Origin of the sequence: Streptomyces sp. NPDC045470, from assembly GCF_040646595.1 — a bacterium.
In the GTDB taxonomy this organism is placed as follows: Bacteria; Actinomycetota; Actinomycetes; order Streptomycetales; family Streptomycetaceae; genus Streptomyces.
In genome coordinates this window covers 1-24445 of record NZ_JBEZAN010000028.1, presented here as the reverse complement: position 1 = coordinate 24445, position 24445 = coordinate 1, and the positions used below count along the sequence as shown (strand labels likewise).

Annotated in this window: 19 protein-coding genes, 1 pseudogene and 1 CRISPR repeat array; of the genes and pseudogenes, 11 read left to right on the top strand and 9 right to left on the bottom strand. The window is 73.3% G+C overall.

From position 1 onward, the window contains the following. Positions 1–32 precede the first annotated feature (32 nt). On the top strand, positions 33–527 hold the full coding sequence (locus AB0A97_RS38465) for a pyridoxamine 5'-phosphate oxidase (protein ID WP_361159712.1): 495 nt from the start codon (positions 33–35) through the stop codon (positions 525–527). 157 nt (positions 528–684) lie between these two features. Here the strand turns inward: AB0A97_RS38465 and AB0A97_RS38460 are convergent, their stop codons facing one another. Continuing rightward, positions 685–1269: a phosphatase PAP2 family protein gene (locus AB0A97_RS38460; protein WP_361159709.1), complete on the bottom strand. Its 585-nt coding sequence runs from the start codon at positions 1267–1269 to the stop codon at positions 685–687. Between the two features lie 307 nt (positions 1270–1576). Here AB0A97_RS38460 and AB0A97_RS38455 point away from each other — a divergent pair, with 307 nt between their 5' ends. Continuing rightward, positions 1577–2386: a hypothetical protein gene (locus AB0A97_RS38455; RefSeq protein ID WP_361159706.1), complete on the top strand. Its 810-nt coding sequence runs from the start codon at positions 1577–1579 to the stop codon at positions 2384–2386. Positions 2387–2495: 109 nt separating this feature from the next. After that, positions 2496–3479 carry an NAD-dependent epimerase/dehydratase family protein gene (locus AB0A97_RS38450; protein WP_361159703.1) on the top strand — a complete coding sequence of 328 codons (984 nt, stop codon included), beginning with the start codon at positions 2496–2498 and terminating at the stop codon, positions 3477–3479. Between the two features lie 60 nt (positions 3480–3539). Here the strand turns inward: AB0A97_RS38450 and disA are convergent, their stop codons facing one another. Both disA and radA read right to left on the bottom strand, forming a co-directional pair. Then, the gene (gene disA / locus AB0A97_RS38445) at positions 3540–4598 is read right to left on the bottom strand and encodes a DNA integrity scanning diadenylate cyclase DisA (RefSeq protein ID WP_003982995.1); all 1059 of its coding nucleotides are present in this window, start codon (positions 4596–4598) and stop codon (positions 3540–3542) included. Positions 4599–4979: 381 nt separating this feature from the next. Next, positions 4980–6392, bottom strand: coding sequence for a DNA repair protein RadA (gene radA, locus AB0A97_RS38440; protein ID WP_361159699.1), 1413 nt, complete (start codon positions 6390–6392; stop codon positions 4980–4982). Between the two features lie 223 nt (positions 6393–6615). On the opposite strand from radA, the gene AB0A97_RS38435 reads away from it, so the two are divergent. Continuing rightward, on the top strand, positions 6616–8496 hold the full coding sequence (locus tag AB0A97_RS38435) for a sigma-70 family RNA polymerase sigma factor (protein WP_361159696.1): 1881 nt from the start codon (positions 6616–6618) through the stop codon (positions 8494–8496). A gap of 60 nt (positions 8497–8556) precedes the next feature. Here AB0A97_RS38435 and AB0A97_RS38430 read toward each other — a convergent pair whose 3' ends face one another. Continuing rightward, a complete protein-coding gene (locus tag AB0A97_RS38430) occupies positions 8557–9399 on the bottom strand; it encodes a hypothetical protein (RefSeq protein WP_361159693.1) in 843 nt (280 codons plus the stop codon). Between the two features lie 93 nt (positions 9400–9492). Between AB0A97_RS38430 and AB0A97_RS38425 the strand changes: the two genes are divergently transcribed. The 4 genes and pseudogenes from AB0A97_RS38425 (at position 9493) to ilvD (ending at position 13512) form a co-directional block, all read left to right on the top strand. Next, positions 9493–10425: a Ppx/GppA phosphatase family protein gene (locus AB0A97_RS38425; protein WP_361159690.1), complete on the top strand. Its 933-nt coding sequence runs from the start codon at positions 9493–9495 to the stop codon at positions 10423–10425. Positions 10426–10482: 57 nt separating this feature from the next. Further along, positions 10483–11295, top strand: a complete 813-nt coding sequence (locus AB0A97_RS38420) for a sugar phosphate isomerase/epimerase (protein WP_361159842.1) — start codon at positions 10483–10485, stop codon at positions 11293–11295. Next, positions 11292–11510 (top strand): annotated as a pseudogene (locus tag AB0A97_RS38415) (TetR family transcriptional regulator); the annotation flags it as partial. The gene AB0A97_RS38420 and the pseudogene AB0A97_RS38415, both read left to right, overlap by 4 nt. 151 nt (positions 11511–11661) lie before the next feature. Then, positions 11662–13512 (top strand): dihydroxy-acid dehydratase, encoded by a 1851-nt coding sequence (ilvD, locus tag AB0A97_RS38410; protein ID WP_361159687.1) that lies wholly within the window; start codon positions 11662–11664, stop codon positions 13510–13512. A 67-nt stretch (positions 13513–13579) separates the two neighbouring features. Here ilvD and AB0A97_RS38405 read toward each other — a convergent pair whose 3' ends face one another. Then, on the bottom strand, positions 13580–15985 hold the full coding sequence (locus AB0A97_RS38405; protein ID WP_361159685.1) for a serine/threonine-protein kinase: 2406 nt from the start codon (positions 15983–15985) through the stop codon (positions 13580–13582). A 282-nt stretch (positions 15986–16267) separates the two neighbouring features. Here AB0A97_RS38405 and AB0A97_RS38400 point away from each other — a divergent pair, with 282 nt between their 5' ends. Both AB0A97_RS38400 and AB0A97_RS38395 read left to right on the top strand, forming a co-directional pair. Next, the gene (locus tag AB0A97_RS38400; RefSeq protein WP_361159839.1) at positions 16268–16531 is read left to right on the top strand and encodes an SH3 domain-containing protein; all 264 of its coding nucleotides are present in this window, start codon (positions 16268–16270) and stop codon (positions 16529–16531) included. Between the two features lie 69 nt (positions 16532–16600). Beyond that, complete coding sequence (locus AB0A97_RS38395; protein WP_361159682.1) at positions 16601–17122, top strand: hypothetical protein; 522 nt, start codon at positions 16601–16603, stop codon at positions 17120–17122. Positions 17123–17280: 158 nt separating this feature from the next. Continuing rightward, positions 17281–17615: a CRISPR direct-repeat array (repeat unit 30 nt; unit sequence GGGACCACCCCCGCACACGCGGGGACCACA). A 331-nt stretch (positions 17616–17946) separates the two neighbouring features. Here the strand turns inward: AB0A97_RS38395 and AB0A97_RS38390 are convergent. The 3 genes from AB0A97_RS38390 to AB0A97_RS38380 form a co-directional block, all read right to left on the bottom strand. Further along, complete coding sequence (locus AB0A97_RS38390; protein ID WP_361159679.1) at positions 17947–19365, bottom strand: M1 family metallopeptidase; 1419 nt, start codon at positions 19363–19365, stop codon at positions 17947–17949. Between the two features lie 92 nt (positions 19366–19457). Beyond that, positions 19458–20969: a SulP family inorganic anion transporter gene (locus AB0A97_RS38385; protein ID WP_361159676.1), complete on the bottom strand. Its 1512-nt coding sequence runs from the start codon at positions 20967–20969 to the stop codon at positions 19458–19460. A gap of 283 nt (positions 20970–21252) precedes the next feature. Beyond that, positions 21253–21663 carry a hypothetical protein gene (locus AB0A97_RS38380; RefSeq protein WP_361159673.1) on the bottom strand — a complete coding sequence of 137 codons (411 nt, stop codon included), beginning with the start codon at positions 21661–21663 and terminating at the stop codon, positions 21253–21255. Positions 21664–22132: 469 nt separating this feature from the next. Here AB0A97_RS38380 and proC point away from each other — a divergent pair, with 469 nt between their 5' ends. Further along, entirely contained in the window at positions 22133–22942 is an 810-nt protein-coding gene (gene proC / locus AB0A97_RS38375) for a pyrroline-5-carboxylate reductase (protein ID WP_361159670.1), read from the top strand. A 108-nt stretch (positions 22943–23050) separates the two neighbouring features. Here the strand turns inward: proC and trpS are convergent, their stop codons facing one another. Next, positions 23051–24055: a tryptophan--tRNA ligase gene (gene trpS, locus AB0A97_RS38370; protein ID WP_361159667.1), complete on the bottom strand. Its 1005-nt coding sequence runs from the start codon at positions 24053–24055 to the stop codon at positions 23051–23053. Positions 24056–24445: the final 390 nt, after the last annotated feature.

Below are 24445 nucleotides of genomic sequence, written 5' to 3'. Positions count from 1 at the left end.
TGGACAACGACGGGACCGGCGGGAGAACGGCGATGACCACCAGCACGACCACCACGGGCGACTGCCCGGACACGCTCCGCCGGGCCCTGGCCGCCCATACGACGCTGACCCTCGCGTACACCGACGACGAGGGGCCGCAGGCGTGCGCCGTGCTCTACGCCACCACGGACGGGCCGGTGCCCTCCCTCGTCCTCGTCACCGCCGAGTCGACGCGGCACGGCCGGGCCTTCGCGCGGGCCGCCGACGCCGGTGCCGGGGCCCGCGTCGCCTTCACGGCCCAGCGCGACGGCCAGGAGTGGACCGCGCTGACCGGGGTGCAGGGCCGGGGCTGCTGCCACCGGCTGGCGGGCGCGGACCGCGCGGCCGGGTGGCGTACGTACAGGGAGCGTTTCCCGTTCGTCGCGGGCGACGAACGGCTCGGTGCGGCACTGGAACGGACCGCACTCTGGGAAGTCCGCCCGGACTGGCTGCGGTTGATCGACAACGGCCGCGGCTTCGGGCACAAGGAGGAGTGGCACGCGCCGTGACGCCACGGGCACGGTACGGGCCGGGGGGCGCGGTGCGGGCGAGGACGGCACGGTACCGGCGGGGCGCGACGGCACGGTACGGGCGCGATGCCCGCCGGCGTACGGGCGCGGCGCCCGCCGAGGGGCACCCCGAGGGGCGCCCCCGTCCCGGGGCCGGTCAGGCCCGTACCAGGATCTTCCAGCGTCCCGTCCCCAGGCGCACGACCAGGGAGGTCAGCGGCCCGGCGAGCAGCGTCACGCACAGCGTGGCGGTCAGGGTGCCCAGCGCCAGGCCGGCCACCACGTCGTGCGGGTAGTGCGCGCCGACGAACACCCGCGAGAAGCCGGTCAGCAGCGCGATCGGCAGGACCAGCCAGGTCAGCGCGCGCCAGGCGAACACGATGCCGACGGCCAGCGCCGCCGCGATCGTGGAGTGGTTGCTCGGGAAGGACCAGTCGCCCTGTGGCGGGCACGGGACTATGGAGGCGGCGGCGCCCGCCACGGCCCGGCAGGGCCGCTCCTCGTGCACGAAGCTCTTGACGACCTCACTCACCAGATACGCGACCGCCGTGGCGACCGGCACCAGGACCGCGAGCGCGACCAGCCGCTCCTCCCCCTTCCGGGACCGCCACCAGCCCAGTACGGCCAGGGCCATGAGCAGCAGGATGCCGCCTTCGGTGCCTCCCGCGGCCAGTGAGTGGACCCAGCCGGGAGTGTCGTGCGCGAAGTCGGTGACGTCGCGATAGAGATCGGTGCTGTACATGAACGCATACGGTACGGACTGTTACGGGAAAGCCGCACCTGACCGTCGTCGGGGGAAACCACTGACGAAAGCGGGCGGCCGGTGCGGGCGCGGGCCGGGCGGCGGCCCGCCGTGGATCACTTCGGGACCTCCGTGCGGATCATCTCGGGACCGCCGTACGGAACATGTTGGGACCGCCGTACGGAACATGCCGGGACCGTCGTGCCGGAGCCGGGGCGGCCCGCTCCGGAAAGATGATGTGAAAAGTTGCTGCTTCCTGCGGCGGGTACTGGCCGGTGTGACACCTGATCTCTCGTAGAGTTTCCGCGTGGGATCTCTGCGCAATCCGATCGGGCCGCTCCCCTCCTCCATCTACTGGCGGCGGAGGGCCGTTGCGCTGGCCGTCCTCGTCGTGCTCGTCCTGTTGGTGGTGTGGGCCGTCAACTGGACCGGCAACGACGGGAAGACCGGCGACGAGGGCAAGGGGCCGGGCGGGCCGGGGCCCGCGACGTCCATCACACCGGGCCCGAACGCGACGGATTCCGGGACCGATCAAAAACCGGGCGGCCGCGACGAGTCGGGCAGCGGCGGCGCCGCCACCGGCTCCGGCGGCGCGGTCGGCAGCGGCGGCGCGGGCGGCTCCGGCGGCGGTACGGGCGGAGGCGGCGGTGCCTCGGGCGCCGGCGGCCCCATAGGGAAGGGCGACGGCGCCGTGGCGGCCGGGACGGCGCTCGCGAACTGCGCGCCCGCCAGCACCGAGTTGACGCTGCGCAGCCTGAAGGAGACCTACGCGCCCGGCGAGACGCCCACGTTCGAGGTCACGATCGAGAACTCGGCCGACAGCGCCTGCAAGGTGGACCTGGGGCGCGGATACGCCGCCCTCACCATCAGCGGGCCCACCGACGACGAACGGGTGTGGTCCTCCGGCGACTGCCCGCCGGGCGGCGGCGGCACCGCGCCCGTACAGGTGCCGGCGGGCGGCTCGGTCAAGCGGACCGTGGAATGGGACCGCAAGCCCAGCAACTCCGAGTGCGCGACGGCCGCCGCCAAGGCCGTCGGGCCCGGTACGTACCAGGTCGAGGCCAAGGTGGGCGGACTGGACGCGGTACGCGCGGAATTCACCCTGGCCAAGGACTGACCCCTCGCCAAGAAGCGTGCCCGGCCCGGCGGCCCGGCCCGGGCGGTACCGATTGCGCTGTGAGCGTGAGCCGTTCCACTGCCGCCCTTGATCGGGGACAGTCGGCTCCATGAAGCTACTGATACTGGGCGGGACGGAGTTCGTGGGGCGCGCGGTCACCGAAGCGGCGCTGGCCCGCGGCTGGCAGGTGACGGTCTTCCACCGTGGACAGCACGAAGCGCCACCGGGAGCGTCCGTCGTACGGGGTGACCGCACCGACCCGGCCACCCTCACCGCGCTCGCCGACGGCACCTGGGACGCCGTGGTGGACACCTGGGCCTGGGCACCGACCGCGGTGCGCGACGCCGCCCGGCTGCTGGCCGGCCGGGCCGGACGGTACGTGTACGTGTCCACCGGCTCGGTGTACCGGCACCCGGCCGGGCCCGGGCACACCGAGGCGAGCCCGCTGGTGGACGGCTCCCCGGACGCGGACGCGGTGGCGTACGCGGAGGACAAGCGCGGCGGTGAACTGGCCGCACTGGCGGCCTTCGGCGACGACCGTACGGTGCTGGCCCGCGCCGGACTGATCCTCGGCCCCTGGGAGAACATCGGCCGGCTTCCCTGGTGGCTGACGCGCATCGCCCGCGGCGGACCGGTGCTCGCGCCCGGTCCGCGCGACCTCGGCCTGCAGTACATCGACGTCCGCGACCTGGCCGAGTGGGTCCTGCACGCCGCGGAGACCGGGCTGTCCGGCCCGTACAACCTCATCAGCGAGCCGGGCCACACCACGATGGGCGAACTGCTCGCGGCCTGCGTGGAGGTCACCGGCTCCGACGCCGAACTGCGCTGGACCGGGCCGGAGGAGCTTCTCGCGGCCGGCCTGGCGCCCTGGACCGAGCTGCCCCTCTGGCTGCCGCCGGGCGAGCTGTACGACGCCATCCACCGCGGCGACGCGACCAAGGCGCACGCGGCGGGGCTGCGCTGCCGGCCGGCCGCGGAAACGGTCGCCGACACCTGGACGTGGCTCCGGAAGCTGGACGGCCCGCCCCCGCTGCGGCCCCGGCAGCCGGTCGGACTGGCGCCGGAGAAGGAGGAAGCCTTCCTGCGGGGGTGAGCCGAGGCCCGGCGGCGTGCGGGCGTCCGGACGCCCGCACGCCGTACGGCGCCGCGCGCCCTACACGTACCGTTCGAGGATCGACGACTCCGCCAGCCGGGACAGTCCCTCGCGTACGGACCGGGCGCGGGCCTCGCCGACCCCGTCCACCGCCTGGAGGTCGTCCACGCTCGCCGCGAGCAGCTTCTGCAACCCGCCGAAGTGGTCGACCAACCGGTCGATGACGGCGCCCGGCAGCCGTGGCACCTTCGCCAGCAGCCGGAAGCCGCGCGGCGAGACCGCCGAGTCCAGCGTCTCGGGCGAGCCGCTGTACCCCAGCGCGCGGGCCACGATGGGCAGTTCCAGCAGCTCGGCGTGGCTGAGCGCGTCCAGCTCGGACAGCGCCTCCGGCACCGTGCGGGAGCGCTTGGCCGTCGGCTCGGGCACATAGTCGCGGGCGACCAGCTCGCGCTCCGGCTCGACGCCCGCGATCAGCTCGTCCAGCTGGAGGGAGAGCAGCCGGCCGTCCGTGCCCAGCTCGACCACGTACTCGGCGATCTCGGTCGCGATCCGCCGCACCATCTCCAGCCGCTGGGCGACCGCGGTGACGTCCCGGACCGTGACCAGGTCCTCGATCTCCAGCGCCGACAGCGTGCCGGCGACCTCGTCCAGCCGGAGCTTGTAGCGCTCCAGCGTCGCCAGGGCCTGGTTGGCGCGGGACAGGATCGCCGCCGACTCCTCCAGGACGCGGCGCTCACCGTCCACGTACAGCGCGATCAGCCGCATCGACTGGCTCACCGAGACGACCGGGAAACCGGCCTGTATCGAGACGCGCTGCGCGGTGCGGTGCCGGGTGCCGGTCTCCTCGGTGGGGATGGAGGCGTCCGGGACGAGCTGCACCCCGGCCCGCAGGATCTTGGTGATGTCCTTGTCCAGGACCAGCGCGCCGTCCAGCTTGCACAGCTCGCGCAGCCGGGTCGCCGAGAACTCCACGTCCAGCACGAAGCCGCCGGTGCACATCGACTCGACGGTCTTGTCGAAACCGAGGACGATCAGACCGCCCGTGTTGCCGCGCAGGATGCGCTCCAGGCCGTCCCGCAGCGCGGTGCCGGGCGCCACGGCGCTCAGCGAGGCGCGCATCAGGCCCTCCGTGCCGCCGCTGTCGCCCGACCTGCGGGCGGGCGGCCCCCAACCGGACCTGCCACCAGACGACGATGCCCGGTCGTTGGCTGCCACTGCACTCCTCCGTCGCAAGGTCTGTCGGTGCCGCAGGCCGCCCGGCAGATGCCTTGGTCACGCAGCTCACGGGCTGCGCGGGCCGACGGCATGACTTCCTTGACAGGCGAGACCGGGGCAAAGTCTACCGGCGCCCAGGCTAGAGGCTGTCTGCAAAGTCACGCCGTCCGCCCGCGCGGCGGCCGTGTCCCCGCGCGTCCCCCGCACGCGAACGCCTGCTCAGCGGGGCGAACGGCGCGTTCGCCGCTCCGTGAGGAGCGTCCGCATCCGGTGGCGGTCCGGCGGCTATTCGGCCGCGGCCTTCTCGCGCGGCGGCTCCCGGCGCGGCCGCTTGGGCAGGACCCGCAGCGCCTCGCCGACATCGGCCACCTCCAGCACCCGCATCCCCGCCGGGATCTTGCCCGGGTCGGCCGGGACCAGGGCGTGGGTGAAGCCGAGCCGGGCCGCCTCGGCCAGCCGGCGCTGCACCCCCGTCACCCGCCTGACCTCGCCCGCCAGGCCCACCTCGCCGATCGCGACCAGGTTCTTCGGCAGCGGGCTGTCGCTGGCGGCGCTGGCCAGCGCGAGCGCCACGGCGAGGTCGGCGGCCGGTTCGGTCAGCTTCACACCGCCGACCGTGGCGCTGTAGATGTCGCGCTTGCCGAGGGCCGCGATGCGCCCGCGCTGCTCCAGGACGGCCAGCATCATCGAGACGCGGGAGGTCTCCAGGCCGGAGGTGGTGCGGCGGGGGGAGGGGATCTGCGTGTCGACGGTCAGCGCCTGCACCTCGGCGACCAGCGGGCGGCGGCCCTCCAGGGTGACCGTCAGGCACGTGCCGGGCACCGGCTCGTCGCGGCGGGTCAGGAAGAGGCCGGACGGGTCGGCGAGTCCGGTGATGCCTTCGTCGTGCAGCTCGAAGCAGCCGACCTCGTCGGTGGTGCCGTAGCGGTTCTTCACACCGCGCACCAGGCGCAGCCGGGCGTGCCGGTCCCCTTCGAAGTTCAGTACGACATCGACGAGGTGCTCCAGCAGACGGGGGCCCGCGATGGCGCCGTCCTTGGTCACATGGCCCACCAGCAGGGTCGCCATGCCGCGCTCCTTGGACGCCCGGATCAGGGCGCCGGCGACCTCGCGGACCTGCGCCATGCCGCCGGGCGCGCCGTCGATCTCGGGCGAGGCCACGGTCTGGACGGAGTCCACGATCAGCAGCGACGGCTTGACCGAGTCCAGATGGCCCAGGACGGCGGACAGGTCGGTCTCGGCGGCGAGGTACAGGTGGTCGTCGATGGCGCCGATGCGGTCGGCGCGCAGCCGCACCTGGCTCGCGGACTCCTCACCCGTCACGTACAGGGTGCGGTGGTCGGCGTCGGCCGCCTTGGCGGCCACGTCCAGCAGCAGCGTGGACTTGCCGACGCCGGGCTCGCCGGCCAGCAGCACCACGGCGCCCGGCACCAGGCCGCCGCCCAGTACGCGGTCCAGTTCGTCGATGCCGGTCGGGCGGGCGGTGGCCTGGCGGCCGTCGACCTGGCCGATGGGCAGGGCCGCCGTCGTGACGCGGCCGGGCGCGGTCGTACGGACGGCGGGGGCGCCGCCGAACTCCTCGACCGTGCCCCACGCCTGGCACTCCGGGCAGCGGCCGAGCCACTTCGCGGTGGTCCAGCCGCATTCGGTGCAGCGGTACGAGGGCCGCTCCTTGGCCGAGGATTTACGAGTCGCCATGGGGTTCACCGTAGCCGCGGGGTGTGACAAGGCAGGGGGCGGGCGGCGGCGGGCGCGGGCGTGCCGTGGCGCGGGTGGGGCCCGCGGCCGGGGTAGGTAACCCCGCAACGCATGTGAAACCCGGCTCTGGTGTCCCCCTTTGAGGGAGAACGTCACCCGTATGGATTAAAAGTGTCCGTGCGGCGCGATAGTGCCTGCATCATCCGCCTACCGTCGCCGGGTGATGAGCAGCAGGTCCGATCACCCCACGCACGCCACCGGCGCACACCGGGCGCACGACGGCGCTCAGCGCCCTGACCGGCCGCCGCTTCCCGAGCGGTTCGAGCCCCACCTCGACGGGCTGTTCACCTACTGTCTGTCCGTCCTGTGCGAGCACGACGCGGCGACCGCCGTCCTGGGCGAGGTGCTCGCCGTCGCCGACCGGCACCACGGCCGGCGGCCGCCCGACCCCGGTCTGTACCGGTCCTGGCTGTACGCGCTGGCCCGGTGGGCCTGCCTGCGGCGGCTGGCCGACCGGGTGCAGGGCGGCGGCCCGGCCCACGAGAGCGGCACGACGGCCGGCGCGGGCCCGGCACCCGGCACCCCCGCCACGTACACCCCCTCCGGCACGGGCACGACGTACGGCACCGGAGCGTCGTCCGGCCTGGGCGCCACGCCCGGCGCCAGCGGGTCGTCCGGCCCGTCCGGCCCGTCCGGCGAGTCCGTCGACACCGCCCGGCAGCGGCGCGAACTGGCCCGCCTGGCCTGGCCCGAAGCCGCCGGGACGACCCCCGAACAGCGCGAGGCGCTGGAGCTGTCCGTACGCCACCGCCTGTCCGCCGAGGAGGTCGCGGCGGTCCTCGGCGGCGACACCGACGCCACCCGTACCCTCCTGGCCACCGCCACCTGCGAGGTCGAGCGCACCCGAGCCGCGCTCGCCGTCGTCGAGTTCGGCCGCTGCCCGGACGTCGCGCAACTGGCCGCCGACACCCAGATGCTGCTCGGCGTCGCCCTGCGCCGGGAGCTGGTCCGGCACGTGGACGACTGCGCGGAGTGCCGCCGTACGGCCGAGCGGGCCACCGCCCACGGGCCCTGGCCCGGCACCGCGCCCGTCGACCACGGCGCGCTGCCGTTGGTCACCGCTCCGCGTACGGCCGTGCACACCGCGATGGCGGCGGCGCGGAGTTCCCGTTCGGGGCGTGCCGAAGGGGTGGCGGGCGCGGGCGTCTCCGTTCGCTCCGGGCGTGCGGGGCGCGCGGGTGGCGCAAACGGTTCTCCACGCTACGACCGGCGCGGATTCCCCGTCCGGCCCAAGGACCCGGCGGCCCGCAGACGCCGGCTGCGCACCCGGGCCGTGACCACGACCGTCATCGCCACCGTCCTCGCGGCGCCGGTGCTCGCCCTGTGGGCCGCCTACCGGGGCGCGCCCCTGACCGGCGAGAGCGACGGCCCGTCGGTGTCGGCCGGCGACCCGGGCAACGGCCCGTTCGACGGCCATCCGTACGAGAACGCGGGCAGCGCCCGCACACCCGCACCGCACCTGTTGTCGGCGAGCAACTGGCCGGACGTCCCCGACGTCTCGGTGCAGGTCGTGGGCGCGGACGGCACGCTGCTGCGGCCCGGCGAACCGGACCGTTCCGGCACCGGCCCAGGACGGCTGACCGTCACCGCCGCACCCCGGGACGGCGGTACGGCCGTCACCCTCGCCGCGTCCGGCGGGGAGCCGGTCCACTGGTCGGCACGGACGAGCGCGCCGTGGCTCCGGCTGAGCGCCTCGGCAGGCGTGCTGCGGCCGGGGGAGTCCACCACGCTCCTGGTGTCCGTGGACCACGGCCGGGAACCGGACGGCTACTGGAACGCGCGGGTCACCCTGGCGCCCGGCGGCACGACGGTGACGTTGGAGGGGTGGGGCCAGGGGAGCGGCGGCCCCTGGCCCGGGCACCCGAGGCCGACGGGGCCCGGCCCCCGGCCCGAGCCGGAACCGACGGCACCGGCAACACCGACGCGGGAGCCGACCGGCGAGCCGCCGACGTCCCCCACACCCACACCCACACCGACGCCCACCACACAGGAACCGACGCCGGGCCCGAGCCCGTCCCCCACCCCGTCCGCGCCGGCAGGGTGACGGGACACAGCCGCACGCGGTACGGGCCCTTCCCGGGCAGCCGCACGCGGTACGCGCCCCCTACTTGGGGTCCGCCGGATGCGGCGCCATCGGGAGCGTCGCCGCCAGGCGCTCCTCGCAGAGCTCGACGAGGCGGTCGTACCCCTCCTTGCCCATCAGCTCGGTCAGCTCGGGCCCGTAGGACACGTACACCGGCTCGCCCGCGCCGTGTGCGGACGTCGCCGACGTGCACCACCAGTGCAGGTCGTGACCGCCGGGGCCCCAGCCGCGGCGGTCGTACTCGCCGATGGAGACCTCCAGGATGCGGGTGTCGTCAGGGCGGTCGATCCACTCGTACGTACGGCGGACCGGTAGCTGCCAGCAGACGTCCGGCTTGGTCTCCAGGGGCTCGCGGCCCTCGCGCAGCGCGAGGATGTGCAGCGAGCAGCCGGCCCCGGCCGGGAAGCCGGGGCGGTTCTGGAAGATGCACGAGCCCTTCCAGCGCCGGGTCTGGCGGTCGCCGTCCTCGTCCTCCTGGGTCCAGCCGGTGGACGTGCCGACGTCGTGGAACTGCCACAGCTCGGGTGTGAGGCGCGCCACGTGCTCCGCGACCCGCTGCTCGTCCTCCTCGTCGGAGAAGTGCGCGCCGAGCGTGCAGCAGCCGTCGTCCGCGCGGCCCGCCTCGATGCCCTTGCAGCCGCTGCCGAAGACACACGTCCATCGGGAGGTGAGCCAGGTCAGGTCGCAGCGGAAGACCTGCTCGTCGTCGGCGGGGTCGGGGAAGGTGACCCAGGCGCGGGCGAAGTCCAGACCGCCGACCTCGTCGGCCCGAGCCCCTTGCGCCTGCGCCGCCGCCCGCGCGGCGCGCTGCTTTTCCGCCTTCTTCAGGGCTTTTTCCTGCTTCGCCTTGTTCGTCTTAGCCACTACTCCAGCCTAAGGCGACCGGCTGCCGCCGAAGTCTCTCCGCGGACGGGGGCTCGCCGTCGGTTCCCGGCCGCCCGCAGTAGGTTCGACGGTATGAGACTCGGAGTCCTCGATGTGGGGTCGAACACGGTCCATCTGCTGGTGATGGACGCGCACCCGGGAGCGCGCCCGCTGCCCGCCTACTCGCACAAGGCGGAGCTGCGGCTGGCCGAACTCCTCGACGAGGACGGCGCGATCGGCGACGCGGGCGTGGACCGGCTCGTGGCGACGGTACGGGCGGCGGTCGAGGTCGCGGAGGACAAGGGCGTCGAGGACGTCCTGCCGTTCGCCACCTCCGCGATCCGCGAGGCGTCCAACGGCGAGGAGGTGCTGCGCCGGGTCGCCCGGGAGACCGGCGTGGAGCTGCGGGTGCTGTCCGGCGAGGACGAGGCCCGGCTGACGTTCCTCGCGGCCCGCCGCTGGTTCGGCTGGTCGGCGGGCCGGCTGCTGGTGCTGGACATCGGCGGCGGCTCGCTGGAGATCGCGTACGGGCTGGACGAGGAGCCGGACGCGGCGGTGTCGCTGCCGCTGGGCGCGGGCCGGCTCACCGCGGCCGATCTGCCGGGCGATCCGCCGGAGGCGGAGGACATACGGGCGCTGCGCAAGCGCGTACGGGCCGAAATAGCCCGGGTGGTGAGCGATTTCACGCGCTTCGGCACGCCCGATCACGTGGTCGGCACCTCCAAGACCTTCAAACAGCTCGCCCGTATCGCCGGTGCCGCCCGGTCCGCCTATGGGCTCGGCACCCAGCGTGAGCTGGACCGGAAGGCGCTGGAGGAGTGGGTGCCGAAGCTGGCCGGGATGACCGTCCCGGAGCGCGCCAGGCTGCCCGGCGTCTCCGAGGGCCGCTCGCGCCAGTTGCTCGCCGGGGCGCTGGTGGCGGAGGCCGGGATGGACCTGTTCGGCGTGCGCACACTGGAGATCTGCCCGTGGGCACTGCGCGAGGGCGTGATCCTGCGCCACCTCGACCACCTGCCCGCGGGGTAGGGGCGCGGCCGACACCCGTCGGCGGCGGCCCGTACCCTGTCCCTCGTGACGGAGCCAGTGGTGCGCATCCCGGATGCGAAGGTCGCCCTGTCCACGGCCTCGGTGTATCCGGAGTCGACGGCGACGGCCTTCGAGATCGCCGCGCGCCTGGGCTACGACGGCGTCGAGGTCATGGTGTGGACCGACCCGGTCAGCCAGGACATCGAGGCGCTGCGGCGGCTCTCCGACTACCACGGGGTGCCGATCCTGGCCGTGCACGCGCCGTGCCTGCTGATCACGCAGCGGGTGTGGTCCACGGACCCCTGGGTGAAGCTGCAGCGCGCTCGGAACGCCGCGGAGAAGCTCGGGGCCTCGACGGTGGTCGTCCATCCGCCCTTCCGGTGGCAGCGCAACTACGCCCGCGAGTTCGTACGCGGAGTGTGGCGGATGGAGAGCGAGACGGACGTACGGTTCGCCGTCGAGAACATGTACCCGTGGCGCTACCGGGACCGCGAGATGCTGGCGTACGCGCCGGACTGGGACCCGACCAAGGACGACTACCGGCACTTCACCGTCGATCTCTCGCACACCGCCACCTCGCGCAGTGACGCCCTGCGCATGGTCGACCGGATGGGCGAGCGCCTCGCGCACATCCACCTCGCCGACGGCAACGGCTCCAACAAGGACGAGCACCTGGTGCCGGGCCGCGGCTCGCAGCCCTGCGCCGAGCTGCTGGAGCGGCTCGCCGCCACCGGCTTCGACGGGCACGTCGTCGTGGAGGTCAACACGCGGCGCGCGATGTCCGCGGCCGAGCGGGAGGCGGATCTCGCGGAGGCGCTGGCCTTCACCCGGCTGCACCTGGCGTCGCCGACGTGGGTGCCGGGGTCGTGACGAGCGGCGGTACCGGCGCCGGCGGTACGAGCGTCGGCGCCGGGGGTACGGTCCCGGCCCGCAGGCGCGGCCGCCCGTCCCGTACGGACGCCGGGGACGGGCCCGGCGCCCGCGAGCGCATCCTCACCGCGGCCCGCGCCGGGTTCCCCGCCCGCGGGCACGAGAAGACCCCGGTCCGCGGCATCGCCGAGGCCGCGGCCGTGGACCCGGCCCTGCCTGTGGCGCACGTCCGCCCAGCGGTCACCCGTCTCACATCGCGGATTCGCTGTCCAGATCTTGGAGCCGGGGCGTAGTCTCGACTGATTCGCTTACGTACGCGCACTGGGCGTACGGGAGACGCACACGCACCCGAGGGAGTGGATCCACGTGCCCGAGCTGAGGTCCCGCACCGTCACCCATGGCCGCAACATGGCCGGCGCCCGCGCGCTCATGCAGGCGTCGGGCGTAGCGCGCGAGGACTTCGGCAAGCCCGTCATCGCGGTGGCCAACAGCTTCACCGAGTTCGTGCCGGGCCACACCCACCTCCAGCCGGTCGGCCGGATCGTCAGCGAGGCGATCAAGGAGGCCGGCGGCATCGCCCGCGAGTTCAACACCATCGCGGTCGACGACGGCATCGCCATGGGCCACGGCGGGATGCTGTACTCCCTGCCGTCCCGCGACCTGATCGCCGACTCCGTCGAGTACATGGTCGAGGCGCACTGCGCGGACGCGCTGATCTGCATCTCCAACTGCGACAAGATCACCCCGGGCATGCTGATGGCCGCGATGCGGCTGAACATCCCCACCGTCTTCGTCTCCGGCGGCCCCATGGAGGCCGGCCGCGCCACCCTCGTCGACGGCACGGTCCGCAAACTCGACCTGGTCAACGCGATCACCGACGCGGTCGACGAGAACGTCTCGGACGAGGACATCCTCCGTATCGAGGAGAACGCCTGCCCGACCTGCGGCTCCTGTTCCGGCATGTTCACCGCCAACTCGATGAACTGCCTGACCGAGGCCATCGGCCTGTCGCTGCCCGGCAATGGCTCGGTGCTGGCCACCCACACCGCCCGCAAGGCGCTGTACGAGAACGCCGGCCGTACGGTCGTGGAGATCACCCAGCGGTACTACGACCAGGACGACGCGACCGTCCTGCCGCGCAGCATCGGCTCCCGCGCCTCCTTCGAGAACGCCATGGCCCTGGACATCGCCATGGGCGGCTCCACGAACACGATCCTGCACCTGCTGGCCGCCGCCCAGGAAGCCGGTCTCGGTTTCGACCTGGACGACATCAACGCCGTCTCGCGCCGGGTGCCCTGCCTGGCCAAGGTGGCGCCGAACGTCGCCCCCGGCGGCACGTACTACATGGAGGACGTGCACCGGGCCGGCGGCATCCCCGCCATCCTGGGCGAGCTGTACCGGGCCGGAATGCTCAACGAGGACGTGCACACCGTGCACAGCTCCTCGATGGCGGACTGGCTCAAGACCTGGGACGTGCGGGGCGGGTCCCCGTCCCCGGAGGCCGTCGAGCTGTGGCACGCGGCCCCCGGCTGCAAGCGCTCCGCCACCGCCTTCTCCCAGTCCGAGCGCTGGGACAGCCTCGACACGGACGCCGCGAACGGCTGCATCCGCGACCTCGCCCACGCCTACTCCGCCGACGGCGGCCTGGCCGTCCTCAAGGGCAACATCGCCGAAGACGGCTGCGTGGTGAAGACCGCGGGCGTCGACGAGTCGATCTGGACGTTCGAGGGCCCGGCCGTGGTCTGCGAGTCGCAGGAGGAGGCCGTCGAGAAGATCCTCGGCAAGCAGGTCGAGGAGGGCGACGTCGTCGTCATCCGCTACGAGGGCCCCAAGGGCGGCCCCGGCATGCAGGAGATGCTCTACCCGACGTCCTTCCTCAAGGGCCGCGGCCTGGGCAAGGCGTGCGCGCTGGTCACCGACGGCCGCTTCTCCGGCGGCACCTCCGCCCTGTCCATCGGCCACGCCTCGCCCGAGGCGGCGTCCGGCGGCACCATCGCCCTGGTCGAGGACGGCGACCGCATCCGTATCGACATCCCGAACCGCTCGATCGAACTCCTGGTGCCCGAGGCGGAGCTGACGGCCCGCCGGGAGGCGCTGGGCGGCGTGTACGCGCCGAAGAAGCGCGAGCGCAAGGTCTCGCAGGCCCTGCGCGCGTACGCGGCGATGGCCACCAGCGCCGACAAGGGCGCGGTGCGGGACGTGAGCAAGCTCGGCTGAGCCACGTAACGGAGCGACGGCTTGCCGGGAACCCCGTCCGCCTCACCGGCGGGCGGGGTGCTGCACGTCACCAGCGGGCGGGGCTCCGCGTGTCCGCGGCGAACACCGAACCGTCCGGCCCCGCCGCGTAGATCCGGCCGCCCCGCGGGTCCGGCAGCGGCGCGGGCAGCTTCTCCAGATAGCCGCTGCGGCCGGTGGCCAGCCGGGGCGGCGTCTGGCCGAGCAGCGCGCCGCGCCGGGTGTCCACGGCCAGCAGCCGGCCGTCGGCACCGGTGAAGTACAGCCGCTCGCCCTTCGGGTCGAGCACCGGCACCGACCCCCGGCTCACCGAGGTCTCCACGCTCCACCGCCGCTCACCGACGGCCTGGAGCGTGCCGCCGGTGGTGGCGAGCACGTAGACCGTCTCGCCGCGCACCACGCCCGCCGCGTCGTCGACCGGCGCGTCCAGCGGGAGGCGCCGCACCCGGTGAGTCGCCGGGTCGTACCGGACGACGGCCGACGTACGGGTGACGAGCAGCGGGTCGGCGGCGGTCAGATAGAGCGAGCCGGACGCGCCCGTTCCGGCCGGGGTGAGCGAGCCGGGCAGCCGCCGTTCCCAGCGCAGGGAGCCGTGCACCGGGTCGATCGCGGTGACGACGGTGGAGGTGCCGTCGGCCGAGACGGTGGCCGCGTACGCCGTACGGCCGTCCCCGTACGCGGTGAACTGGCCCAGCGGCTGGGCCGGGAACCGCTGGTGCCAGCGTTCCTGGTGGGTGGCGCTGTCCAGAGCGGTGATCATGCCGTCCGGCGCGGTCAGCAGAATCGTCCCGCCCACGAACCGGACCTCGGCGTCGTACCCGCTCAGGTCCTTGCTCCAGCGCACCGCGCCCTTCCCGGCGGCCGACGGGTCCAGTGCCTCCAGCCGCTTGCCGTCCGGCGACCGTACGTGGAGCAGCCCGCCGGAGAACACTGGCGCACCGGGCGGAATGTCACTCTTGCGGACCGGCCCGCTCGGCCGCCGCCATGTCACCGCGCCGTGCTCCCCGTCCACCCGCGCGGCCTTCAGCCCCCGCTCGACGCAGAACAGGGCGGAAGCGCCGTACGCACAGAACGGCATCTCGGCCGGGTGGCCGGCGGGCCGCCGCACGAGCTGGGTGTGCCACGGGCGGAAGGGCGCGGCGGTGCTGCCGGTGGCGCTGCCGGCGGTGTGCGTCTGCAGGGCCGGCGCGTCCTCGGCACCCAGGACCCGTACGCCCGCGAAGACGCCCGCCCCGGCGAGCACGGCGGCCACGGCGGACCAGGCGGCCCAGCGACGGCGGCGCGGGACGGGAGCGGTTTCCGGGGGCGCGGCGGCGTCCCCCTTCGGGGGCTCTCCGATCGCCGCCTTGCCTTCCGAGTCCCGCCCAGCCTCCGATTCCGGTTCCGCTTGCGGTCCTGCTCCCGGTTCAGCTTCTCCCCGACGGGCCCGTACGTGCGTGTCCGCTGCCGCGGCCTCAGCGGCCCCGCCTCCGGCCCTGGCCCCGTCCCCTGTGCCTGCCGTTCCGGCTCCGGCCGGCGCGGCGGACCGGGCGGGCGCGGAGACGACACGCGCGGGCTGCCGTTGTGCCGGCACCCGCGCCTCCTCGGGAGCGGACCCGTCCGCGAGTACGCCGTCGTGGGCCTCCACGGGCCCTTCGGTGTGCAGCATCCGCATCAGCACGTCCGGAGTCGGCCGGTCGGACGGCCGCTTCGCCAGGCACGTACGGATCAGCGGCTCCAGTTCCGCCGGGACACCCGTCAGGTCCGCCTCGTCGTGCACCACCTGGTACGCGACGATGTACGGGCTCTCCGAGTCGAACGGCCCCCGCCCGGTCGCCGCGTGCACCAGCACCGACCCCAGCGCGAACACGTCCGCCGCCGGCCCCACCTCGCGCGGGCGCTGGAACTGTTCGGGCGCCATGAACGGCGGCGTACCGATCAGCTTGCCGGTCTCGGTCCGCATCTCGCTGTCCGCGGGCCGCGAGATACCGAAGTCGATGACCTTGGGCCCGTCGGCGGCGAGCAGCACGTTGCCGGGCTTGAGGTCGCGGTGCACCACGCCGGCCCGATGGATGTCGCGCAGCGCCTCGGCCAGCCCGGCGGCCAGCCTGCGGACCTCGGCGGGCGCGAGCGGCCCGGTGCGCTTCACATGGTCGCCGAGTGTCGGCCCGGGAATGTAGAGGGTGGCCATCCAGGGCCGGTCGGCGTCCGGGTCGGCGTCCACGACCGGCGCGGTGAACGCGCCGCTCACCCGCCGCGCCGCGGCCACCTCCTGCCGGAACCGGCCGCGGAACTCGGGGTCCTGGGCGAACTCGGCGTGCACGACCTTCACCGCCAGGCGCAGCCCCGACGACGACCGCGCGAGGTGCACCACACCCATCCCGCCCGCGCCCAGGCGTGCGTCCAGGCGGTACCGGCCCGCGTACAGCGGACGTTCCGCTTCCGGGTCCGTTCCGGAACCGCGCAGCGGCGGCATCTCCCCACCCCCGTGTCCATGGGCCGCAGATGCGACGCACGGAGCCTAGTCGATGGTGCGTACGGGACAGGTGAGGCTTGCTAGCGTCTGCGGTGAACCGGCCGCAACCATCACGTACCGGCCGGTCCCACACAGACCACTCGCGGGGGAGCAGGCATGACCAGCACACCGGAGAACACCGTCGGCACAGCGACAAGCACCGACGCGGAGGCGGCCGAGACGACCGCGGTGGTCGCGGAGGCGGAGGCCGTCACCGAGGCCGAGGGCGTAGCCGCCCAGGCGATGGCGGCGACCGCGGCCACCTACCCGGTCGCACCGGGCTACCGCCTCAACGTCCGCAGCGGCCCGAGCAGCCGCAGCTCCCTCGTACGGCAGCTCCCGTACGGCGCGCGGGTCGCCATCCGCTGCCAGCGCCACGGCGAGCGGGTCGACGGCCCGTACGGCACCAACGACATCTGGGACTGCATCGCCCCCGGCCAGTACGTCTCGGACACCTACGTCCGCACCGGCAGCGACGGCTTCGTGGCCCCGCGCTGCGCGAACTGACCGCCCGGACCGGCCGGACCGCCCGGGCGCCTCACCGGGCACCCCGGCCCACCGGGGATAATCGACCCCATGAGCGACGAGACACGGCCCGCCCCGGACCGGTCCGGCCCCGAGCCGGCCGAGATCCGTTTCTTCGGGACGACCTGGGTGCACCACGACGGCGGCTACGGCCTGCGCCGGGCCGGCGTCGCGATCGGCTCCCTGGCGCTCGCCGCGGCCGGCGCGGTGGTGCTGCGCTTCGCCTTCCAGGGCCTGGAGATCGCCGAGGTCGGCTCGTTCCTCAACGCCCTGATCGTGGCCTGCTTCGCCGTCTGCAGCGCGGTCGCCTTCCGCCGCACCTGGGACCGCCTGACCCGCCCCGCCGACGCGCAGGACCGCCCGTCCGACCGCTCCACCCAGAGCCTGCTGCTCATCGGCTTCATCGGCTCACTCCTCGCCTACTTCTGCCGCAGCCTCGTAGAGGCACCGGGCGAAGGCGTACAGCGCGCCGAGTACGACGCGGCACGCGAACGCTACGACCGCCGCCGGAACGCCCGTACGGGCAACCCGGCAACCAAGAAGCCAACAAAGCCGAAGAAGAAGCGCGGCTAGAACCCCGTCCGGCCCAACGCGCGACCAGCCAGGCAGCCACCGGGACTACCCCTGCGGGCGCGGATTTCCCCGGCTCTGGGCTTCCTCACGCCGGGAGCAAGGGCTATCCCCGCAGCCACGAGACCACAGTCGAATCGTGCGGCTGGCGGGGTCGTGGGTGGGGCCGCCCCGAACATGCGGGGACCACACGACCGGCCGCTCGGTGCTCAGCGCCGAGGCGGGACCACCCCCGCACACGCGGGGACCACAGGAGTCCGGTGGCTACGTCGATCCGGGCGCCGGGACCACCCCCGCACACGCGGGGACCACGTCCTCTACCAACTGGGCGTCCGGCGGGGGGAGGGACCACCCCCGCACACGCGGGGACCACAGGCGCAGCCGCCAGCGGCGCCAGCCACGATGGGGACCACCCCCGCACACGCGGGGACCACATCACGCTGCGCGGCACCAGGCCGGTCGCCAGGGGACCACCCCCGCACACGCGGGGACCACAGGCCCTGACCTGGCCGTTCACCGCGCCGAGTGCAGGTTTTTACTCACTTTCGAGAAAGCCGACAAATCGGAATTTTCAGGGCGCCGGAGTGAGTAGCGCACGCCGATGGTTCTGCTCATCACGCTCCTCCCGCCCCCGCCCCCGAGTGCGCCTCGCCGACGGAGGCCCCCCGACATCTTCACACTCCGCCGGGCCTGTCGGACGCCTCACCTCTGAACGTGCGCGAGAAACGCCTCGCCGACTCGGTGCCCCCGCGCGCCCCCCCGCCACGTACACCGACACCAGACGCGCCCACACCGCCCACCCTCCGAACGGCACGCAACACCGCCCCTCAGTACTCCCAATCCGGCTTCCCGTCCCCGTACAGCCAGTCGTCGAAGAGATCCGTCAGATCGACCTCCGTACGGTCCTGGCAGAAGTCGATGAACTGCTGGGTGTCGGCGTTGCCGTGGCGGTGTTCGGTGGGCCAGTCCTTGAGGATTGCGAAGAAGTCCTTGTCGCCGACGGCCTTCCGGAGCTGTTGGAGGACCATGCCGCCGCGCTTGTAGACGGGCTCGCCGGTCACGTTCTCCGCGCTGCCCGGGTCGCCGGGCGGGAAGCTCCAGATGTTTCCGTCGTCCTCGTCGTCCTCGGCGGTCTTGTGCAGCTCGTCGAACTGCTGCTGCGCCGTACGGCCGCCCTTGTCCTCCTCCCACAGCCACTCGGCGTACTGCGCGAACCCCTCGTTGAGCCAGATGTCCTGCCACGTCTTCGGCGTCACCGAATTGCCGAACCACTGGTGCGCGGTCTCGTGCACGACCGTGCCCTCGTCCGGCGCCCCGGCGTAGATCGGCTTGGTCTGCGTCTCCAGCGCGCCCCAGTCGACCCGCTCGGGCGTGTGGTCGACGATCGCCCCGGCGGAGGAGAACGGATACGGGCCGAACCGTTTCACCGACCAGTCGAGGATCGCGTCCAGCTTGCCCAGCGGCCCGGCGCTCTCCCTGGCCTCCGCCGGGTCCACGGCCGTGTAGACGGGCAGCCCGCCCTTCGTGCGCGACTCCTCGACGGTGAACTTCCCGATCGTCGCGGTGGCGAGGTAGGAGGCCATCGGCTCGGCGTTGTGCCACTCGAAGGTGGTCCGGCCCTTGGCGCTCTTCCTGCCGCGCAGCTCGCCGTTGGCGACGGCGGTGTACCCGTCCGGCACGGTGATCCTGAAGTCGTACGCGGCCTTGTCGCCGGGGTGGTTGTTGCCGGGGAACCACGTCATGGACCCGGCCGGCTGCCCCGCGACGAACGCCCCGTCCTCCGTACGGACCCAGCCCTCGGTCGCACCGTCCTCATCCGTCATCTCCTCGGGCTCGCCGTCGTACTCGACCGTCGTACGGAACGTGGCGCCCTTCTCGACCGTCGCGGGCGGGCGGACCGTCAGCTTGTGGCCCTTGCGGGAGAACTCGGCGGTCTTGCCGTCCACCCGCACGCCGTGCACCTTCATCCCCTGGAGGTCCAGCTGGAAGGAGGCGAGGTCGGCCTGCGCGGTGGCGTTGATGTCGGCGGTGGCGTCCAGCGTGCCGCCGCGTACGTCGTAGTCGAGGGTGAGGCCGTAGTGCCCGACCTGGTACCCGCCGTTGCCGAGGGCGGGAAAGAGCGGGTCGTGCACACTGCCCGCGCCCTGCGTGCCGTCCAGCCGCGTCGCGCTCGTACAGGAGGACAGCAGCAGGGCGACGGAGAGCGCGGCGGTCGCACCGCAGGAGCGGAGAGGCCGGCGGATCACGGGGCTCCTAGGGTCGTAGGGCGGGTGGATCAAGCTCCCCGACCCTACGGCCCTTTGGCCCCGCAACGCCGTTCCCTTCCGTTTAATGGCGTTTATCGCCCCTTATGTCCATGTTGGGGGAGCGGGGTGGCGGCGGGAGTGACCGTGGCGGCAACCGGATCGGGTCCGGCCGGCCGCCGCCGCTCCGCCCAGTTGCCCAGCGCCGCCGCGCAGGCGCGGTCGAGGTGCCGCAGCCCGGAGAGGTCCAGGATCACGTCACGGTCGTGCGGCAGCGCTTCGAGCTGGTCCAGCAGCTTGGGCAGCCGCAGGAAGGTGGCGTTCCCCAGTGCGCGTACGCGAACGGGCGCGGCCTCGGGCCCGCAGTCCTCCAGCCCCGACACCTCCAGATGCGCGTGCGAGGTCTCCCACGCGGACTTCGCGACCGCCATCAGCAACCCGATGAGCACCCCCTCGAACATGTTGGTCACCACGATCGCCACCGCCGTCCCCATGAGCACCACGGCCTCCCCCCGATGCTCACGCCACAGCGGCACCATGTCCCGTACGGGAATGAGCTTGCAGCCCGCGTGCACCAGCACCCCCGCCAGCGCCGCCAGCGGCACGACGCCCAGCGCCGCCGGGAACGCCGCCGCGAACAGCAGCAGCCACGCGCCGTGCAGCACCCGCGACGCCTTCGTACGGGCCCCTGCCCGCACGTTCGCGGAGCTGCGCACGATCACCGCGGTCATCGGCAGCGCGCCGAGCAGCCCGCACACCGCGTTGCCCGCCCCCTGCGCCATCAGCTCCTTGTCGTAATCCGTACGCGGTCCGTCGTGCAGCCGGTCCACGGCGGCCGCGCTGAACAGCGACTCGGCCGACGCGATCAGCGTGAACGCGAGCACGGTGCCGACCGCGCCGACCCCCGCCAGTCGTCCGAAGTCCGCCCCGCCCGGCGGCTGCACGGCCGACAGCAACCCCGTGACCTCCACCCGGGCCACCGGCAGACCGAGGACGGCGACGGTGACGGTGGCCAGCGCCACGGCCGCGAGCGGCGCCGGCAGCACCCGCGCCGCGCGCTTCCACCGGGGCCACAGCACCAGTACGGCGATGGTGCCGACACCGACCGCCGACGCCGTCAGCGCCTGGTCCGACCAGATCGTGTCGGACGCCAGCTCCGGCAGACCGCCGAGGTTGGCGAGCCCGGTGCCCGGCGGCCGGGTGTCGGTGAGCGCGTACAACTGCCCGGCGATCAGGACGAGTCCGATACCCGCCAGCATTCCTTGCACGACGGCCACGGAGATGGCCCGGAACCAGCGCCCCAGCCGCAGCACCCCCATGGCCACTTGCAGCACACCGGCCACCAGCACCAGCGCACCGAGCGTGCTCAGCCCGAACTCCTCAACCGCCTCGTACACGAGGACGGTCAGCCCGGCGGCCGGTCCGCTGACCTGGAGACTGCTGCCCGGCAGGAAGCCGGTGAGCAGGCCGCCGACGATGCCGGTGACGAGCCCGAGCTCGGCCGGGACGCCGGAGGCGACGGCCACGCCGACGCACAGCGGCACGGCGACCAGGAAGACGACGAGGGACGCGGTGAAGTCCGCGCGTATGTCCGTTGATTTCCGCATGAGGATGCCTCCAGCGCGTTGCGACGGACCGCACGGCGCGGATGTGCGCCGTGCGGGGTAAAGGGGGGAAGAGGGGAGAGGGGACGGAGAGGGCGGAGAGGACGGATGTCCGGGCGCAGGGGCTCGCGGGCATGCGTCGGGGTGCTGCGATGTCCGGGTACCGGGACATCACCGGAAACGCCTCGCCGGGCGATGGACGCCAGGTAGCTGTCGACGCTGATCAGGAGTCAGTGTTCAGTGATCACTGAACGCGGATCGCCGATCGCCGAACGTCAAACCTCGATCAGCAGCGGAACACGCGATGACTGATGGGAAGCTGGCCCGAACGCCTCGGAGGCACGGCGCTGCGACCGGTGGCGGGGGCTGCCGGGCCCGGTCCGGTGACCGGCGGGACGGTGCGGTCGTTCGCGCCCCTGGCCTGGTCGCCGGGGTGGAAGGCCGGTACGCCGGTCGCGGACCGCGCGGCGCGGCCGGTGGGGCAGCGTTCGCCCGCGGATTCCGCCGGGCCGCCGTCCTCGTACGCGTACGGTGCGGCCAGGCCGACGGTCTGTGTCCCCGCCCTGCCACCGGCCCCGGCACCCGCCGCCCGCCCGTACGCGCCCTCGGCGCCGACCGGGAACGCCAGCAGTGCCGCCATGAGGAACAGCAGCACGCGGCGCATGGCGTCGGCCCCCTCCTCCGGCTGGTTGGACACTCACCTTCAGTGTGTCCAAATCAGCATCACTTCGATCGAGTCGTTGTGTAACCGTCGTGTAAACGCTGAGTTATCGAACAGGAGTGGTCGATTCCGTGCACTCCGGCGGCCGCCGGAGTGCGCCTCCCCCCTCGACGCGCCGTGGCGTCGGCGCACTGTCCGACCCGACCCCGGCCAGATCCAGCCCGTCCGGCGTTCGAGGACGAGCCCGTCGGGCGATCACGGCGTCCAACAACCGCACAGTCCGTACCCACCCCACCCCAACCCCCACCACCTCCGCCCGCAACGTGGACGCCCCCGCCCCCCCCGACCCCGCACGATGCGAGGATGACCAGGGCAGGGCGGGGTCGGGCAGCGCCGCCCCCGCACACCGCCCGACCACCAGGGCCAAAGCCAAAGCCAAGGCCAAAGCCAAGGCCAAGCCCACCCCCGTACCCCCATCAGCCCCACCGGCGAGGTGAACCGCAACATGACCCAGAAGGTCGCCGTACTCGGCACCGGAAAAATCGGCGAAGCCCTCCTCAGCGGCATGATCCGAGGCGGCTGGGCCCCCGCCGACCTCATGGTCACCGCCCGCCGCCCCGAACGCGCCGACCAGCTCCGCACCCGCTACGGCGTCACCCCCGTCTCCAACGCGGAGGCCGCCCGGTCCGCGGACACGCTGATCCTCACCGTCAAGCCGCAGGACATGGGCACCCTCCTCACGGAGCTGGCCCCGCACACCCCCGCCGACCGCCTGGTGATCAGCGGCGCCGCCGGTGTGCCCACCGCCTTCTTCGAAGAGCGGCTGCCCGACGCCACCCCCGTCGTACGGGTCATGACGAACACTCCCGCCCTGGTGGACGAGGCGATGTCCGTCATCTCGGCCGGCACCCACGCCACCGCCGCCCACCTCACCCGCGCCGAGGAAATCTTCGCCACGGTCGGCAAGACGCTGCGTGTCCCGGAGTCCCAGCAGGACGCCGCGACCGCCCTTTCCGGCTCCGGCCCGGCGTATTTCTACTTTCTCGTCGAGGCGATGACCGACGCCGGCATTCTGCTCGGCCTGCCGCGCGACAAGGCACACGACCTGATCGTGCAGGCGGCGATCGGCGCGGCGACCATGCTCAGGGACAGCGGCGAGCACCCGGTCACCCTCCGCGAGAACGTGACCTCACCCGCCGGCACCACCATCAACGCCATCCGCGAGCTGGAGAACCACGGTGTGCGCGCGGCCTTGATCGCCGCCCTCGAAGCGGCCCGCGACCGCAGCCGCGAACTCGCCTCGGGCAACGGCTGACCCACCAGCCCCGGCAGCCCCGCCGCCTCCGCCCCCGGGTCCGGAAACCCGGGGGCCGTGGCCACCGCCGCACACAACACCCGCAACGGCGGCCACCCCACCCCCTTCTCACACCGCCGGCATCATCCCCACCGCCCGATACGCCGCATCCACCCGCGGCCGCGCGATCGCCCGGGCCCGCTCGGCCCCGTCCCGCAGGACGGAGTCCACGTACTCCGGGTCCTTCACCAGCTCCGCGTGCCGTTCCCGCACCGGCCGCAGCAGTTCCACCACCGCCTCCGCCGTGTCCTTCTTGAGCGCGCCGTACGAGTCGTACTCGTCCGCCAGCTCCGCGGGATCCCCCGCACCGCACGCGGCCAGGACATCCAGCAGGTTGGCCACCCCGGGCCGCTCGGCCCGGTCGTACACGACGTCCGTCCCGGTGTCCGTGACGGCCCGCATCACTTTCTTGCGCACCACGTCCGGCTCGTCGAGCAGATAGACGATCCCGGAGGTACGGGCGTGCGACTTCCCCATCTTCGACGTCGGCTCCTGGAGGTCCATCACCCGCGCGGCCACCTTCGGCACCGTCGCCTTCGGCACCACGAACGTCTGCCCGTACCGCTGGTTGAACCGCACCGCCAGGTCCCGCGTCAGCTCCACGTGCTGCGCCTGATCCTCACCCACCGGCACCTCACCGGTCCCGTACGCGAGGATGTCGGCGGCCATCAGGGCCGGATACGTCAGCAGCGACAGTCGTACGCTGCCGCCCCGGGCCCGCTCCCGCTCGGCCTTCTCCTTGTACTGGATCATGCGCCGCATCTCGCCGTCGGACGCCGTGCACTCCATCAGGTACGCCAGCCGCGTGTGCTCGTCGACATGGCTCTGCACGAACACCGTGCAGAGCCGCGGGTCGAGCCCCACCGCCAACAGCAGCGTGGCGGCCTGCCGACTGAGCCTTCGCACCCGCGCCGGGTCGTGTTCCACGGTCAGCGCGTGCAGGTCCACGACGCAGAACAGCGCGTCCGCACGGTGCTGGTCCTCGTCCGCCCAGCCGCGCAGCGCGCCGAGGTAATTCCCCAGGGTCAGGTGCCCCGTCGGCTTCACACCACTGAAGATCCGTGTCCGCGTCATCTCTCTCGTCTCCCGAACCACTGGTTACTGTCCCGGGACCGCCGAGCCCACCGGCCGGCTGCGAGGAGATACGCGAAACGGCCGCCGGGTCCGGCGGCCGTTGTCTGCATGCACTGGGGGGGCGGCCGCCGTCAGGCGGGCCACCACTGCTGTACGAGTGCACGCGTCGTCATGGGGACCACGGTACGCCCGGATCGGCCTCCTGGCACGGGTTTGAAGCGCCCCAACCCCTCGTGTAGTGTTCTCCGAGTTGCCACGGAGCCGACAGGCCCCTACGGCAGCCCCTCACGCCGGACGGCGGCACCACCACTACTGCACGACTCCCGAACGGGACGAATTTCGGCATGCCGAAATTCCGACCAGTGACTCGATTATGCGTCACCGGGAAAA